Annotated in this window: 12 protein-coding genes and 1 pseudogene; 6 read left to right on the top strand and 7 right to left on the bottom strand. The window is 69.9% G+C overall.

Features of this window, described 5'->3' with window-relative positions; genetic code table 11:
* Nucleotides 1-29: 29 nt before the first annotated feature.
* The 3 genes from OG963_RS06510 (at nt 30) to OG963_RS06520 (ending at nt 2262) form a co-directional block, all read left to right on the top strand.
* Complete coding sequence (locus tag OG963_RS06510; RefSeq protein WP_371798637.1) at nt 30-914, top strand: fructosamine kinase family protein; 885 nt, start codon at nt 30-32, stop codon at nt 912-914.
* 694 nt (nt 915-1608) lie between these two features.
* Nucleotides 1609-1863 (top strand): hypothetical protein, encoded by a 255-nt coding sequence (locus tag OG963_RS06515; protein WP_371798638.1) that lies wholly within the window; start codon nt 1609-1611, stop codon nt 1861-1863.
* Nucleotides 1864-1992: 129 nt separating this feature from the next.
* Nucleotides 1993-2262 (top strand): hypothetical protein, encoded by a 270-nt coding sequence (locus OG963_RS06520; protein ID WP_371798639.1) that lies wholly within the window; start codon nt 1993-1995, stop codon nt 2260-2262.
* Between the two features lie 81 nt (nt 2263-2343).
* On the opposite strand, the gene OG963_RS06525 is transcribed toward OG963_RS06520, so the two are convergent.
* Nucleotides 2344-3693, bottom strand: a complete 1350-nt coding sequence (locus OG963_RS06525) for a phosphatase PAP2 family protein (RefSeq protein WP_371800272.1) — start codon at nt 3691-3693, stop codon at nt 2344-2346.
* A gap of 814 nt (nt 3694-4507) precedes the next feature.
* Between OG963_RS06525 and OG963_RS06530 the strand changes: the two are divergent.
* A pseudogene (locus tag OG963_RS06530) lies at nt 4508-4919 on the top strand (DUF4395 domain-containing protein).
* 245 nt (nt 4920-5164) lie between these two features.
* Here OG963_RS06530 and OG963_RS06535 read toward each other — a convergent pair.
* The 3 genes from OG963_RS06535 to OG963_RS06545 form a co-directional block, all read right to left on the bottom strand.
* Complete coding sequence (locus tag OG963_RS06535) at nt 5165-8098, bottom strand: hypothetical protein (RefSeq protein ID WP_371798640.1); 2934 nt, start codon at nt 8096-8098, stop codon at nt 5165-5167.
* 2 nt (nt 8099-8100) lie between these two features.
* A complete protein-coding gene (locus OG963_RS06540) occupies nt 8101-9948 on the bottom strand; it encodes an HSP90 family protein (RefSeq protein WP_093770484.1) in 1848 nt (615 codons plus the stop codon).
* Nucleotides 9949-10011: 63 nt separating this feature from the next.
* Entirely contained in the window at nt 10012-10998 is a 987-nt protein-coding gene (locus OG963_RS06545) for a hypothetical protein (RefSeq protein WP_371798641.1), read from the bottom strand.
* A gap of 563 nt (nt 10999-11561) precedes the next feature.
* On the opposite strand from OG963_RS06545, the gene OG963_RS06550 reads away from it, so the two are divergent.
* Both OG963_RS06550 and OG963_RS06555 read left to right on the top strand, forming a co-directional pair.
* Nucleotides 11562-11786, top strand: a complete 225-nt coding sequence (locus OG963_RS06550; RefSeq protein ID WP_371798642.1) for a hypothetical protein — start codon at nt 11562-11564, stop codon at nt 11784-11786.
* Between the two features lie 9 nt (nt 11787-11795).
* Complete coding sequence (locus OG963_RS06555; RefSeq protein ID WP_256223283.1) at nt 11796-11927, top strand: hypothetical protein; 132 nt, start codon at nt 11796-11798, stop codon at nt 11925-11927.
* 248 nt (nt 11928-12175) lie between these two features.
* On the opposite strand, the gene OG963_RS06560 is transcribed toward OG963_RS06555, so the two are convergent.
* The 3 genes from OG963_RS06560 to OG963_RS06570 form a co-directional block, all read right to left on the bottom strand.
* Nucleotides 12176-13657: an MFS transporter gene (locus OG963_RS06560; RefSeq protein WP_176902039.1), complete on the bottom strand. Its 1482-nt coding sequence runs from the start codon at nt 13655-13657 to the stop codon at nt 12176-12178.
* Between the two features lie 398 nt (nt 13658-14055).
* The gene (locus OG963_RS06565) at nt 14056-14544 is read right to left on the bottom strand and encodes a hemerythrin domain-containing protein (protein ID WP_256223284.1); all 489 of its coding nucleotides are present in this window, start codon (nt 14542-14544) and stop codon (nt 14056-14058) included.
* A 321-nt stretch (nt 14545-14865) separates the two neighbouring features.
* Nucleotides 14866-16086, bottom strand: coding sequence for a carbohydrate-binding protein (locus tag OG963_RS06570; RefSeq protein ID WP_093770478.1), 1221 nt, complete (start codon nt 16084-16086; stop codon nt 14866-14868).
* Between the last annotated feature and the right edge of the window lie 491 nt (nt 16087-16577).

Below are 16577 nucleotides of genomic sequence, written 5' to 3' on the forward strand. Positions count from 1 at the left end.
ACGCGTGACCAACAGAGAGGAGTACACCGGTGACAGACGCGACGTCCTTCCTGCTCGAACGCCTGCACGTGGCCGGGCTGACCGACGTCGTCGCGGTCGAACCAGCCACTGGAGGCCTCGCCGCGATCGCGGGGCTCGCGCGCCGCGGTGACGGCACGTCGGTGTTCGCCAAGGCGTTCGGCGAGCCGCCGACGGACGACGCCTTCGCCGCGGAGGCCGAAGGGCTCACCGTGCTGCGAGACGCAGGCGGCGTCGCCGTACCCGAGATCATCCTCGCGGACCGCGACTTGCTCGTGCTGTCCGTGCTGCAGCCCCGACCGGGCACCGAGGCCTTCTGGGAGCAGCTCGCGCATACGCTCGCCCACCTGCACACCACCACGCGGTACCCCCGATTCGGGTGGCACCGGGACAACTGGCTGGGCCGTCGTCGCCAGGTCAACACCTGGGATGACGACGGGTTCGAGTTCTTCGCCCAGCACCGCCTGCTGCGCTGGCTCGGCGAGCGTCGCGTCCAGGAGGCGCTCGACGCCGCGGACCGGGCGGCGCTGGAGCGGCTGTGCGACCGGCTGCCCGAGCTGCTGCCGGTCAGGTCCGCGTGCATGACGCACGGCGACCTGTGGGCGCTGAACGTCATGGCCACCCCCGGCGGGCGGCCCGCGCTGATCGACCCGGCTGTGTCGTACACGTGGGCCGAGGTCGACCTGGCCCATCTGTGGACGACGGCGCCGCCTCCCGAGGCGCATGTGTTCTTCGAGGTGTACGCCGAGCTGACCGGGCTCGACCGCGACTGGCGCGAACGGATGCCGATCCTCCAGCTACGCCAGCACCTGGCCGTGATCGCCCAGTTCGACCCCGACTGGGGCGCCGCCGACCTCGTGCGCGCCACGCTCGCGCCGTTCCGGCAACGGTCCTGAGCTCAGCTCAGAAGATCACTGCCTTCGGACCGCTGTGGAGGGAGCCATGACCGTCACATACTTGATGCTCGCGCTGGGTCGCCGTAGCCGGTGGCGAACAGGCAGTACACTCGCCGCTGGCGGCGGCCAGGCCGGTGAACACCTCCCTGAAGCGGGCCGACCGCGCGAACATGCGGCTCATCGCGACGTCGCCGCCCAGAACTCCCCTGACACGTGACGAGGGTGCAGCAAGGACCCGAACCGGATCGTCAGGTAGACGTACCCGATCCCGCCTCGCCCATTCTTGACGTGGGACGTGAACGGGCGGACGAGCCGGTCACCGCCGAGCAGTGGGCTCAAGCGGCGGCACGCCACAGGTCGGTGGCGCCAGCTCGGCCAGATTCACCGGCGCCCTGGCGACGTTCCGGGGACGCAGGCAGATGTCGTAGCCGGGCCCGACGCGATCAAGCCCTGGCAGTACCGGTCCTGGTTCTTCATCCGCGCCCCGAACTCCGGGCTACGGCCCAGCGGGTCCTGGACTTGTAGCCGAGGGCCCGCAGCCGCAGCCCACCTGGGCTCTGCGCCGCCTTAGCGAGGAGAGCGGCGATCGGCTCGCGTACGACAGCCGTACTTCGCCCGCCGGGGCCGTCTGGCCGCGCTCGCACTGGCCGTACTGGCCGACGACGAGAAGCCTGTCGTCGATGCGCTCGCCGACATGCTGTGGTCGGTGTGCGACGAATACTCCTGGGCCCTGCCCGCACACGACCACCAGGCGCAGAGCGCAGCCCGGGATCTGGACCAGTGTGTCGACCTCTTTGCCTGCGAGACCGCACACACACTGGCCGAAGTGGTCACCCTGCTGGAGGGCCGCATACCCGAACCTGTGACGGATCGTGTACGCACCAACGTCCGGCGCAGGGTGCTGGACCCGCTGTTCGCCGATCCAAGGCCATGGCCGTGGGAGACGTAGTCGTCGGCGCGGGCCTCCCATGCAAGCTGGACCACGCGCCGGACCAACGAGTTCCGGGTCGTCGAACCCATCCTCGGCGCCGTCCGGGAGGCCGGCCTCGGGGGCGCCGAGGCCGCCGTCCATTACCGCATGATCGGGGACACCCGCCTCGCGTACGTCGGTCAGCAGGCCGCGTTCGAAATGTTCGACGCGGACGCCCGCGCAGCCGACGACTCCGCGTGGAACTGCGAGTACTGGCTGGTCGACCCCCAGCACTTCCCGAACATCACCCGCCTCAGCGGCGAACTCGCCGAGGTGACGGACGACCAGATCTTCGACGCCACGGTCGTAGCCCTGATCTCGGCTGGCGAAAGAGGGAAACCCCGCTGCGGCTATCGAGGGGACGGTTGTCAGTCATGAGCTGACGCGCCATCTCCGCTACACCCCAGCACCCCGGCCTCGCTCGGGTAGCGCTCAGCCCACAACCTGACACAACTCGGATCAAACCACTCCGGGTTGCGGTTCCGGTTGCCGCGTTGGTGTGGTCCTCGGTTTCCACAGTGCGTCGGTCCTTACGTAGCCGTAGACCACTGAGGCCGTCGCCAGCATGAGAAGTGGTCCGGACACCCACGGATGCTTCGCCATCTCCAACGGCAGATAGCGATAGGACACCAAGAGCGCGCCGAAGACGGTTGCACTCCAAGCGACCAGCTGGATCCCTGATCGATCCCAGCCGCGGTCGAGTGAGCGCAGAGCTGCCTCGATCGTGAGCGTAAACACCACGCCGGCAATGAGATCCGCGCCGTAGTGGTAGCCAAATCCCAGCGTTGCGCAGAGCGTAGCTATCAGCCAGAACGTGCCTGCGAATCGCAGAAGCCGTGGGCCCGTCCGGGAATGAATGAAGATCGCGGTAGCCCACGCTGTGTGCAGGCTGGGCATGCAGTTCCGTGGGGTGATCTCGTCGAATGGCATGTGGTGCGGGGTATTGATCGGCGGCGGCGTTTGCGGCCACAGGTTGGCCGCCGCCCATTGCTCGCTGGGCGGCGTTTCCGACCACAGGCTGACTGTCGCCCAGTGCTCGGCGCCGGTGCCGTACGCGAAGATCGGTCCGACCACGGGGAAGACCATGTAGATGGTGGGCCCGAGGAGGCCGATCACCAGAAAGGTGCGCACCAGATGACGGCCCGGGAAGCGGCGCTCGACCGCCACGTCACGCAGTTGATACAGCGCGACGATGACCGCGGCCACCGCGAGCTGACCGTAGACGATGTCGAGAAAATTGAAGCCGATCGGACCGGTGGCCGTGACGATCCGGCCCACCAGCCACGACGGGTTGCCCAGCGCGTGATCGGCGGTTGCCACGTACTGGTCGAGCACCGCTGGACGGGTCTTTGAGGTGATGAGCAGCCAGGTGTCGCCGGTCTTGCGGCCGGCGACCAGCAGCAGGCCAAGCCCGACGCCCTTCAGCAGCAGGACACGTTCCCGGCCGGTACGGCGAGTGACAGCGATGACCGCATAGCCCAGAAGCACCCACAACGCACCGTTGCCGAAGGGGTGGCCGCCGGTCGTCTTGGCGTCGACCGCCCACCGGACCGCCAAGAAGGCGACGTCGATACCGATCGCGACAGCAGCCGCGATGATCCGTTGCCGCCAGGTGAGCACCACCATCATCAATGCCATACCGGCGTACAACAGGAAGCCTGATTTGGGGGCGAATATCACCTCTCGCGCCTGGTTGGTGATCGGCCCCGGCAGGCCGTAGCGACGTGCGGCGATCTCCAGCGCGATGAGGAATCCGAGCGCCGCGACACCCGCCACGGCCCAGAGTCTCAACCGTGGTTGACGCCACACGGAGAACACGGTTCTGCTGTTTATTCGCGAAAAAGCCTGCGATGGTATATATCTCAATTTTCAGCCGATTTTCTATGTTTTTGTTGAAATTCAGGGTGGGTTCGCTCGCCACCTTCCGGTCAGGCCTGCTTTCTTCCTCACCAAAAGCAGCCCGCCCGACGAGGGAAGACCGAAGGATCCCAGTCCGGGTTGCGCCCCGTTCATGATGCGGCAAGGGACGCGTCGCCCGATCGTTCGCTCCGGCTCGGCGAGGGGAACTCGGATCGTGAGTCGTCGACGTCGACGTCCCGCCGTCGGTGTATCCCTACAGCCTCAGCGAGCGCGTCGACCTGGATGTCCCGACCTCCTGGACCTGGCACTGCTGCCATACGCCGATCATCCGGACCACCGTGAACCTGACGAAGCGAGACGTCGAGCGCCAATGCCTTCCCCTGCCGCCGGCTGACTACCTCGCGGTGACAGTCGAGGAGCAGCCGGTCATGTACGGGAGCACCCAACCTCGCTGAACTGGCCGCTGCGCACCAGCGCGCTTGCCTGACGCGCCAGCGCCTGCATGCGCGCGTAACGCCTTTTCTCGCCCGCGCGGTGACCCCCCGCTCGGCGACATGCGTCGCGTCGCGCACGAGCCGGACGGGCTGCTCGTTCGCCAGGGCGCTGGTCGAGGGATGCCCCGTCACACGCTGTTCCGGCGTCGAGCCGCTGCCGAGCTGACCACTCGTCGTGTGGTCGACCTCTGCCGGGTCACGGCCTGCCGCTGTCGCTGACACCTGCGTCGACCCGATCGCCGCCCTCCACTCGTCCCGGAGTCCCCCTCATGCAGATCGACCCGCGAGGCACCCGCTTTGCCGCCGCACTCACCACACTCATCCTCTGCGCGGTACTGATCACTGGCAGCAGCGCCCTGCTGGCCGTACAGACCGCGATCTTCGCGCTCGGCGCGTTCACCAGCCTGCAGTACTCGCCGTACGGTTGGCTGTACCGGATCGCAATTCAGCCCAGACTCGCGCCGCCGCGCCGAGCTGGAGGACGCCCGTCCGCCCCGCTTCGCCCAGAGCGTCGGCTTCGGCTTCGGCCTGGTAGGCACCGTCGGCTACCTCGCCGGCGCCGACTGGCTCGGCCTGGCCGCAACCGCGTTCGCCCTTGCTGCGGCCTTTCTCAACGCAGCCTTCGGCTACTGCCTCGGCTGCGAGATGTACCTGTCCGTTCGCCGTTTCCGAAGCACCTGAGCACCGCAGTCCGGCGATCTGTTGAGCACCGTCTCGTCCGCGCACCGCAGCCTGCGGCCAGGGAGATCGTCGTCACCTGGGTCGGCTGCGCAGACGATGTCCCGGTGCCCACCGCCTCGCTGCGCAGGCTCGATCCGATGGACGAACTCCCGATTGACCTCATGGCGGTCCGGATTCCGGCGTGGCGCAGGCCGTAAGAGCGCCTCGACGGTGCCGGGGCGGGCTCTCGCCCCGGCACCTGCGCATCACTCCTCGTCGCGCAGCCGGGCCGCCAAGGAGATCAGTGGCTTGGTCTCCTCGGTGTGACCCAGGGCGGTCAGCCGGGAGATCGCCGCGTCGATGCGGGTGAGGGCGGGGGCGGGGCGTTCCATGTAGATGCCCTCCACGGCGCCGGCGAGCCGGACGCACTCGGCCCACTCGCCGGCGTGTTCGTCCTCCCGTCCTGGCTCGGCGAGCAGGGCGAGGGCCTTCTCCAGGGCGGCCAGGGCGTCCTCGTACTCGCCGGCGTAGGCGTTGACCCGCCCATGTTCGTAGGCCAGGGCGCTGTCCAGGGACCGGCCTTCGGCCTCGTACGCGGCGGCGCGCGCCTCGTCTGCGATCCGGCCCGCGTCGGCCAGGAAGGCGAGCGCGTCGGCCAAGCCGTCGGGGCCCCGCTGCTGGCCTTGGAGACGGGCGAGTTCGCGCAGACAGTTGCTGAGCTGCTCGTAGCGCGGGGCCCGGGCGTGGGCGGCGAGTGCCTGATCGGCGACTTCGCGGGCCCGACCGAACTCGCCGGACTCGCCGAGGAGTACGGCGGTCTCCGCGGCGATCATGGCGTGGCTCCCCGGGTCGTCTTCCCAGCCGGCCGACTCGGCCGCCAGGGTGACGAATTCCGTCGTGGCGGCCTTGAGGTCCTCCCCCGCGTGCAGCGCGCGGGCGCGGGTGAGGCGCAGCTGAGCAACGATGCGGTCGTCCAGCTCTCCGGCGGCGACGTCCGATTCGGCCAGCAGGGAGTCGAGCAGAGCGATGCAGTCCTCCACCCGGCCCAGGTCGAGGCTGAGCCGGGCCGCGTTGCTGTAGGCGCAGAACGCGTCCGTCCGGCGGCCGCGGCGAAAGTCCACCTCCGCGGAGCGTGTCAGGTGTCGCAGCGCCTCCTCGGGGCGCCCCAGGTGCATGCAGGCCTCAGCCAGATCACCGTGGAGGCGGGTGGTGTCGACGGCATCGACCGGCCAGTCGGCTGCCAGCCGCAGGGCCTCGGCGAGGTCGGCGTACGCGGCCTGGGCGTCCCGGAGGCCGAGTCGGAGCCGGCCCCGCAGTCCGAGTGTGCGGGGCAGGTGCCAGGCGGGGCCGTCCGCCCTCAGCCGGTCGAGCAGTGCGTCGATCTCGGTGACCGCGGCGGGCAGGTCGCCGGAGATGCCGTAGGTGCTGGCCCGGAGCAGGACGGCGCCGGAGATCTGCCCGGCGATGTCGTGCCGGGTGGCGAACGCGTGCAACTGGTCGAGCTCGGCGAAGACCGGTGCGACATGCTCCTCGCTGCCCGACGTCTGCAGGCGCAGGGCGAGCGCGGTCGCCCGCATCCGCAGCATGCGGGCCTCCTGGTACGGAGCGAGTCCGGGCGTCTCCTCTTGGAGGCGGACCATGGACGCATGGGCGGCGGTGAGCGCGGCGTCCTTCGCCTCGGCAGCGTCGGCGCCCTCCTCGGGGATCTCTGCTGTGGCGAGCAGGGCGCAGGTACGGACGAGCGCCGCGTGACCCGGCAGTCCGGCATCGTCGTACAGGGCCGCGGCCTCCTCGTAGAGGTTGGCGGCGTCGGCGAACTCGTCCTTCTCGCCCGCCCGGTTCGCGTCGTCGGCCAGCAGGTCCGCACGCAGCTGTACGAGCGGGCCCACGGCCGCATCGTCGGGGTGGGTGTAGTCGCGGGCGGCCACGAGAGTGCGCAGCCGCGCCCAGCAGGCGTGTGCGTCCGGGTGCCCCTGCTCCTCCAACGTTCTGGCCTCGAGGATGAGTTCGGTCAGCGAGTCGGGGACGGCTGCGAGCGTGCGGGCGGTGGGCGCGACGACCGGGGCGGCCGGGGCCACGTCGTCGAGGCGGCGGGGGCGCAGGGTCAGTTCCAGCGTGTCCAGGAGCGGGGCACGGTCGAGGCGGGCCCTGCGGCGGTCGGCGTGGGCCGTGGTTCCGTTGCGGGCGTCGAAGCGAGCGGCGAGGTCGTCGGCGCGGCCGCACACCTCGGCGCGCAGGCCGGCCACCGTCCAGGTGCGCCCCGCGTACCCCGCGGCGGGCAGTTCGCCGTGGCCGAGGAGCTCGACGCGTCGGAGGAGGACCTCCACGCCGGTGAGGAAGCCCAGCAGGTCCAGCGGGGAGTCGACCTCGTCGAACAGGTTGCGGTTCTCGGCGAGCAGTTCCAGGCCACGTGCCTCGTTGCCGGTCAGCGCGCAGAACTCCAGGTGCCGGCCGACCTCCTGGGACATCGAGGGGTTGCGGCGGCAGCTGCGGTAGCCGACAAGGTGCAGTTCGCGGGCCCGGTCGGGTCGGCCGGTACGCAGCAGGGGCATCAGCGCGTGCGAGACGGAGCGGGCCGGCTCCTCCTGGCAGGATTCCTTCCCGGCCAGGACCGGCTCCCAGGCTCCCAGCGCCCGCTCGTCGTCGCCCGCCGTGAGGTGGTACAGGGCGCGCTCGCAGATCTCGCAGGCCTCGCAGTCGCTGAACCTGGTACGGGTGCGGCCCGCCCACAGCTCGTACGCGAGGGTGGTGTCCTCGCCCACGTGGGCGGCGAGCTGGTACGCCTGTCCGTAGTACGGCTGGAGCCCGAGGTCGGCCTTCTCGTACCGGTCGCGCATCTCCGTCAACCACTGGCGCAGGCTGGCCAGCGGCATCTCGGGCAGCGCGCGCAGGGCGTTGGCCACCCACTTGAACCGCCAGAACAGCATGTGGCGCAGGCGCTCGTCGAAGACGTCGGGCTGCTCGTCGAAGAGGGTGAGCAGACGGGCGAAGACGACGGGCGACTTTCGGGGTTCGGAGCCGTAGGTGTACGCCTCCTGGAGTTCGAGGAGTGCGTGGACGAGCGGGACGGGTTCCTCGAACTGCTCCGCGGCGTCGACGAGTTCCTCGGCGGTGACGGTGCGGGTCCGGCCGTAGGGACGTCGGTCGTTCTCCTGGAGCGCCTGGTACAGCTCGTCGGTGGTCTGGGGTGCGGTCGGCATCGTCAGCTGTCCTTGCGGAGGGCGTGGGCGAGAAGGTCGAGGAAGGAGCGGTTGATGAGGCTCGACTCGGCGGGCCTGAGCGGTCGCCGGGACAGCATCGCGGCCTGCCCGTAGAGTGCTTCGGCACTGGTGCGGGCCAGCTCGGGCTCGTCGATGGCGACGGCGGTGCGGACCAACGGGTTGAGCTGGTTGAGAATCAGCTGGGCCCGCGGTGCCTCCTGGCGCAGGGCGCCGAGGATGTCGCCCCACAGGCCGCCCTCCTGCTCACGGGCGAGCTGGGAACGGGTGCGCTCGTGCCGGGCCTCCCGGCTGTCCACCAGGAGGGCAGGAGCGGAGGCGGGCTGGAAGGTGCGCAGCGCGACGTCGCAGTCGAAGACGGCGAGGACGTCACGGGCCAGGGCGAGGTATCCCGCGGCGGCCAGTTCCGTCTCCCGGTCCACGGGGTCGAGGTGGGCGGTGAGGGTCGCCGGGTCGAGGTCGGCGACACTGGCCTCGGGCCTGATCTCGGGCAGCCGGTGGACCAGTTCGCGGTCGTAGGTGTAGCCGCCGTTGACGACGCCGAGCCCGGCGGCCGAGGCGATCGCCGCGACCTGGCGGAACTCCTCCACGCTGGACGTCACGAGCACGGTGCGGTGGGTGCGCGCGAACTCGTCGAGCGTGGTGTGCCCGTCGGTGGTCTCGAACGGGAGCCAGGGCAGCAGCATCCGCAGGATCTCGTCGTCGTGCACCGCGAGCGACTTCACGGCCAGGTGGTGGGCCTGGAGGAAGCGCGCGAGCAGGTCCGGGTCGCTGGCGGCGGCCCGGGCGATCCACTCGCGCAACCGCTCGGCAAGGGCTTCGCGGACGGCGGCGAGAGTGTCGTCCTCGTACAGCGACTCACGCGACGCCGTCGGGCGCAGGCTCTCGGCGTCGACGACGCAGCGGACGAAGAAGGCCCACTCGGGCAGAATCTCCTCGGCCTGCTCGGACAGCAACATGCCTTTGACGTGCACGCGGTGGCCATGACGGCGCCCGGGAGGCACCGTCTCGGGCAGCACGCACGCGATGCCCTTCAGACCCACGGCCGGCAGGTCCAGCTCGATGGTGTCCAGCGGCGTGAACCCGAGGACCTCCTCGCCGTAGGCGGCCAGCGCACGGGATCGGGCTCCCGGCGTGGGGTACGTACGCGACCAGGGTGCCGGCTCAGGGTTGATGGACGCGCCCGGGCCGCCCGTGCCGTCGTCGAAGGTCACCGGGTGGCGCAGCAGGGAGCCGAAGTGCCGGGCCAGCGCGTGCACCTGCGCCGGACGGGTCCATTCGCCCACGTCGGCGCGCGGCGTCAGCGTGACGGTGGTGCCGGGCCGGGGGCGGGCGGAGGCGGGCAGGGTGCGGACGGTGTAGCTGCCGTCGCCGTGTCCCCGCCACTCCACGGCGGGGACGTCGGGCGTCCGGGCGGACCGGCTCAGGACGTGGATCTCGTCGGCGACGAGGAAGCAGGAGAGCAGGCCGATGCCGAACTGGCCGATGAAGTCGGCGCGTTGTTCGGCGATCCGCTCGGCGCGCTTACTGCTGCGGCCGATCGTGGCGAGGAAGGTGTGCACGTCGGCCTCGGTGAGACCGACGCCGTCGTCCTCGACGCGTACCACCGAACCGTCGGCGTACAGGCGAATGCCGAAGGCGTCGCCGGGTGCGGCAGGTTCGAGGGCGTGCCGGGCGGTCAGCGCGTCCACCGCGTTCTGCATCAATTCACGCAGGTAGACACGAGGGCTGGAGTAGAGGTGGTGGGAGAGGAGGTCGACGAGTCCGCGCAGATCCACCTGGAAGGTGCGGTCGGCGTCGGCCGGGTCGACGGCGGTGTCGGGCAGTGTCATCGGGCAGTCCGGAGTGGGAGAGGCGACGGGTGGCGGACGGGCGGCGCCGGGGCCGGCGAGTGCTCAGGCACGGCGGTGGTGGCGGGCGAACTGCTTCTCGGGCTCCGCGAAGTAGGTCCAAGGCCACTTGGTGTAGGCACCGTCCAGCGTGTGGAAGACGCGCCGGACTGTGTGGCGCTCACCGGCCAGCGACAGGGCCATGGCGAACATGTTGAAGTCGTGCTGCCAGCCCGGGCGCCGCAGATAGGCGGGATGAAGGATGCTGTGGTCCGCCGCCTCCCGCAACTCCGCCTGGATCCCCGGGGTTTCGAGGCGGTCCCCGCGCTCCGACTCGACCCACTCCTCGATGTACGCCATGGCGATGACGCAGCCGAGACGGTGCCCCTGCGGGGCGCGGGCCAACGCGTCCTGGGCGAACTGCAGGGACTGCCCCGGCTCACCGCCCCAACGCGGCTGCAACTGCGACAGCCACTCGACATGGGTCTCCAGGTCCAGTGGGTCGCGGCGCAGGGCGGCGTCGCGCCTGGTCTCGTTGATGACCGGGCCCAGCGACATGCCGCGACCGGAGGTGAGGAGGCGGCGCCACGGCGTCACCCATTCCGGCCGCAACGCGGCGGCCTCGAGCAGCTGCTCCTCGGCGATGCGGAGCCGATCGTGGAAGACCCGCCACTGCTCCTGCGTGACGTTCACCGCGCGCTCGGCGGTGCGGGCCTCCCAGCCCCAGCTGATGTGGCGCGTCCCGGATATCAGCAGGGCGGTCGCCCGGTGTTCCTTGTCCTCCTCGACGGCCCGGCCGATCCAGTCCTGTACACCGTCCAAGTCGGCGAGCTCGCCCAGGACCTGATGGTCGCGGCCGAGATCGAAGGGGGCCAGCGCCTCCTTGACCGCCGTCCAGTCACCCGCGTCGGCCGCCTCCATCAGTGCGAGCACCCTCGTGTCCCCGAGCGCGCGCAGCGTGTACATCCCGTTCTTCTGCCTGCGTGGGACGGGAAGGGCGTGCGGATCCGACGTCGGTACCTCCGCACTCCTCCTGAACAGCTTGCCCAACATGCCGCGCCCTCCCCTGGTCCCGCGTGATCGTCCGGTGCAGCATAAGCGGCCCCACTGACACCACTTCCACAGGGTTTTCACCAACGCTTCACGGTGCCGGGCCCCATCACGCCCCCTCGCCCCTCCCGGTCCCCGCCGGCGCCTCTGCGACTCCGGCTCGTGAGCGAGCTGTTGTGGGCGTGGCGGCCGAGCACGTGGACGGGCCGCCAAGATCCGGACCAGTTGCGGCGCAACACCCCAGGATCGACGCGTCGGATCGTCATTCTTGCTGGTCGGAAGGGCGTTTCTCCTGTACCGCCAGCAGACGAAGAATCTACTGGTGTCGTACTCGCCGAAGGAGCTGGGCTTCTTCCGGACGAGGGACAAGGGCGCCTGGCCGGGGCAGATGTCCGTCAGGCGCCCCTTCTCGGCGCGCACCTAAGCGGAGAGTCGAAACACTCCCCTGCTCCCGATATCTCCTACCGCTGCCCCCACTTCCGACCAGCAGTTCCGGGGCACTTCGGAGCCGTCCGTCGCCGGAGACCGGTTGGTGGGACTGTGTTTATCGAACGTCGTATGCGCGGATGACGGTCTGCGTGACCGCGTTGCCGTTGGGGCTCGTCGTCGGCGTCGAGCAGGCGGACGGCGGGTACTTCATGCCGCTGTTCGTCGTGACCGCTGAGGGAACGGCACTCGACGACGGGCTGCGGGAACAGATAGCTGCAGCCATCAGGCGTCGGCTGTCCCCGCGCCACGTGCCCGATGTGATCCTTCCGGTCCACGCCGTGCCACGTACGCTGACCGGTTAGAAGCTCGAGGTGCCCGTCAAGCGCATCCTGCAGGGTGCGCGCGTCGCCGACGTCAGCAGCGAGGGGGCCGTCACCCACTTCGAGATGCTTCGCTGGTTCGCCGATTTCGCGGCACGCGGAGCCGCGGACGTGGGGTCGTAGACGGTCCGCACGCAGCGGCTCCGGAGCCGGTTCAGCACGCGTGGTCACGCGACCCGACAGGGAGTGCACGGGATCCTGAGGACTGCGACAGATCCCCTCGGCGTCGCGGCCGGTCACTTCGTACACGTCTTTCCGGCCTCGCCCGCACCTGAACCGGACGGGCCCGTGAGCAGGAGGCACTTGCACAGGCCATTCGACCGCTGGGCTACGTCGGCGACGAATGGCCTTCGGGCCGACGGCCCGGATGTTCAGCCCCTGGACTTCGTCTCGATCCGCGTCCGTTCCTCCGCGTCCGCGTCGAAGCCGACCGGCTCCCAGCGCTTCGCCAGCAATGCGATCAGGCCGAGGACGGGGGCGGCGAGGATGACCCAGTAGACGTGTGTACCGAGGCCGCTGCTGAGGATGGGGAAGAAGAACAGCGTCAGCGTCGAACCGAGGCGCAGCACGGCCTGGTTGAAGCCGATGCTGACGCCGCGCATCGACGTCGGGAAACCCAGCGAGGCGTAGCTCATGATGTGCGCGCCGGGCCCGAATCCCTGGGCGAACATGAACGCGCCGAGCATCAGGATGCCCGCCGTGACGACAGCCGTTCCGGACGGGTCTCCGATGAGACCGAGCGCCGTGATGGCGACGAACTGGATCGCGAAGCCCAGGGTCATCATCGGCCAGGCGCCGCGGGTCGACGCCCAACGGATGCCGAGCAGCCCACCGGTCAGCGCGAAGACGAGGTTCAGCGCGAAGGAGGATGCGATCGTGGTCAGCGGGCCCTGGGTCATCAGCGTGGCGATGATGATCGGCAGCCCGAACGCGACCGCGTTGTAGCCGAAGGTCTCCGCCAGACCGACCGACACCGACTGGATCGTGCGCGTGCGGTACGGAGGGGTGAAGAGCCGTGCGTATGCGGCGAGTCCGGGCCGGGCCTGGCGGGGCGTCGTCGCGGGCGCGTCGTCGGCGACGCGCGCGTCCACGCCGTACGACTGCCGCAGGATCCTCGCCGCGCCTTCCAGGTCGCCTTGGTCTGCGGCCCAGGTCGGGGACTCGTTCATATAGCGCCGACGCAGCAGCAGCACCAGCAGCGCGGGTATCGCGCCGAAGCCGACGGTGAACCGCCACAGCCAGCCCAACTGGGCGTCCGGCAGGAAGAAGTACAGCAGCATGATCACCAGGTAGCAGCCGCTGGTCGCGGTGTACCAGGCGGGTGACCAGGCAGCCGTGCGTGAGCCCTTGCTGCCCTTGCCGCGCAGCCGGGAGAACTCGGCGAGGAACGCGATCGCGACCGGGATGTCCATGCCGACGCCGATGCCCATCACGAAGCGCGCGGCGATCAGCGTCCAGACGTCCTGCGCCACCGCGCACACCAGCGCGGTGGCGACGAAGAAGAGCATGTTGGCCATGAAGACCCGGTAGCGGCCGATCCGGTCCACCAGCCAGCCGCCGACGAGCGCGCCGAGGAGCGAACCGACGCTGATCGAGGCGGTGACCGTGCCCGCCATGGTGGAGCTGAGGCCGAACTGTTCCGTGATGTCGGGCAGCCCGTAGGCGAGGGAACTCAGGTCGTAGGCGTCGAGGAAGATGCCGCCGAGCGCGATGATCACGATCATCTTGGCGTGACGGCCGCTTGCCGTGCCGGAGTTGACCAGATCCGAGACGTCGGCCGCGGAGCGGATCAGTACTGTGCCCGACGTCGTCACCGGGGGTGTGCTGGCGGACAGGGAGGAGGTGGAGCTCACGAGCGCCTTCCGGTGTGGTGCGGGGACGTACCGACGGATCGTATGCACCAGCCGGAATTCGATCGTCCGCCTGTCCGCATAGTGGTCACCGATATGGACATGATCACGAGCGGTGCACGGCCGACGACCCTGCGTCGGGTCGGATGCCGGGCTGCGCGAAGGGGTCCACGGCCAACTGCGGCCGAGCTCGGCTCCTTCCGGCCCGGCGGGCCGGCGGGCCGGGGTGTCCGCTCCTGGCGCAGGTGCCCGATCCACCCGTGGGGGTGAGCCGTCCCCCGTTCGGAGTCGAGCTCTCCTTCAGGATCCGCATGAGGGAGGTCTTACCGGTTCCGTCGGGGCCGGTGACCGGCAGGCGCACCTCTCCCTCCACCGCATCCTCCGCGATGCGGCGGGGCCGGTCATGGCGTCCGGACGTCCGGGTGCGCCTCGCGCCAAGCGGCCATCGCGCGATCCCAGTCGTCACCGGCCAGCGCGGTGAGCGAGGCGGGGAACAGGCCGTCCTCCTCCTTGGCGATGTGACGGTGCAGTTCGTCCACGGCGTCGAGGAACCTCCGACGGTCGTCCCTGTCGACGAGATCCGCCGTGTCCAGAAACCGGTCCAGGTCGCGGTGCTCGCGCTCCAGGTCCTCGATGTACCCCGTGTACTCGTCGTCCTGGCGCATCACCGCGAAGAGGCCGTTCTCCTCGCCCCGCCAGTGCGCCCGCAGCACCGTGGTCAGGTCTCGCAGCAGCCCCTGGGCGGCGCCGATGTCACCCCGCTTCAGGGCCCGTACGGCGCCACCCGCCAGATCGGTCGCGCTCTCGTGCTCGGCGATGAAGTCCTCGATGAGGGAAATCTCGCGGCAACCGCAGTAATGGCACACCTCGGAGCCTCCAGGATCGGACATCGCGCACCCCCGCCGCCGACCACGGCAAGGCGGCGCAGCGTGACGGCCACCCGGGAGGCCTCATGCGACGACCATAGGCGGGCACGTTCCCGCCCGCGCGAGGCGAGCGTCCGGACGGGTGGCCACACTCGTCGGCGCCCCTCCGTGGGGGTGAGCACGTCGGGGCGGATCGACTCGGCGCACTCGCCGAGCGCCTTGCAGCGCAGGACGGTGGGCGCCATGTCGTCGGCGACGGTCCGGGGCCGGCGCCGTCGTACTCACGGCCCAGGAGTCGGCCCGGGCCCGCGCGCGTGCGCCGGTCCGGGCCGGACGGACGTCGGATCAGCAGGCGCCGAGGTCCTGCCAGACTCCCCATTCACCCGTGGTGCCGGGCGTCTCGTTCTGCGTCCACCACTTGGCCTTCCACGTGTGGCCCCCGTACGAGACGGTGTTGTCGGCCGTGTAGACGGCGCTGCTGCTCCACGCGGCCGCGGTGCAACTGCCGCCCGGAGGGGGTGTGGTCGGAGGGGTGGTCGTGGGCGGGGTGACTCCGGCGAACTTCACCGCATACTTCGCGAAGTCCCAGTCCGACTGGGCCACGCTGCTGCACGTGCCGGAGGTCTGGCCGTTGTTGTCGGGCGGGGTGCACTGGCGGTCGCGGTTGAGGGACCAGAAGGTGAAGCGGTCCATGTGATGGCTGGTGGCATAGTCCAGCACGGTCTGGAAGTCGGCCTGCCTGAAGTACTCCCCGGTGTCACTGCGACCGTTCATGCCCGAGAAGCCCTCGTGCGCGTACGCGGTGGCCGCGTCCCAGCCGAAGGTGGACTGCAGGACGGAGTTGAAGTTGGTCAGGGCACTCGTCTGCGCGGCCGACCCGTTGAACCCGCCGTCGAAGGGCATGATGGAGAAGTTGTTCGGCGTGAAGCCCTGCGACTTGGCCTCGTTGAGCATCTGCTTGCCGAACCAGCCGGTGCCGTCGGCCGTTCCCGCGGTGGTGACCGAGACGTAGAGGCCCGGGTTGTTCTGCTGGAGAATCTTGGCGGCGCCGATCTCGTGGGCGACGGCGGCCGCGTTCTCGTACTCCGGCTCCTCCAGGTCGAAGTCGATGGCCTTCAACTGGTACTTGGTGATGACCTGTTGGTAGGCCGCCGCGGTGGACGCCGCGTCGGAGCAGGCCTGGCCGAGTTTCGTACCCCCGTACCCGCCGATGGAGACCGACACGTCACCGCCCTTGGCGCGGATCGCGCTGATGACGGATGCCACGGCGGTGTCGGACGAGACCGGCGACGTACCGTCCCAGGTCGGGCTGCAACCGCCCCCGTTCGGAGCCAGGACGAACGCGAGCTGGAACGCCTTGAGGCCGGTGGCGTCCATGATGGCGCCCGCGTTCGGCGGGTTGTTGTCGTGCGGCATCAGATAGGGCGCGGCGGCGTACCACCGGTTGCTGAGCGCGTTGGCGTCGGCGGACGCACCCGAAGCCTGCTGCGCTGCGAAGGCACCGAGTCCTGCGGTGGCCAGCGCGGCGGTGGCGGCACCACAGAGCAAAGCGCGAAGACGCTTCATGGGGGACTCCTGTCGGGAGAAGGTGCCGCCAGAATCGAGGGTTGACGCAGGCACGTCAATGAGTTGGCCTAGACCATTGCGGTTTCTTGAAGATTGACACACCGGGAGGGCGGACCGCCGAGGACGCGGCCGGCAGAACGGCCGGCCCGACCACGGAGTTCAAGTCGGCCGAGCTCGCTCGGACTCGCCGACGAGCGGTGAGCGGACCCCGAAGTGCCACCGCGCCCGCGGGGCACAGCCCGCCTCGAACGCGGACGCCTCGTCAAACACCGCATGGCCTGCACCGTTTGACCCATGACGTCGGTCGACCGGCCCCACCGACACCCGCAGCCTTCCTCGATGACGTGCGGGGACGGACCCGCTCCGGCGACCACGGCTCATGACCGACCCCGTCCGGACGGCCGGAGTTCGGGAATCCTTGACACCCCGGATCGGCAGGAGGAACATCCTCACGTCGCTGACAACGTTGTCGGAGCGGCGCCGTTCCGGAG

The sequence above is a fragment of the Streptomyces sp. NBC_01707 genome (assembly GCF_041438805.1).
Taxonomy (GTDB): domain Bacteria; phylum Actinomycetota; class Actinomycetes; order Streptomycetales; family Streptomycetaceae; genus Streptomyces.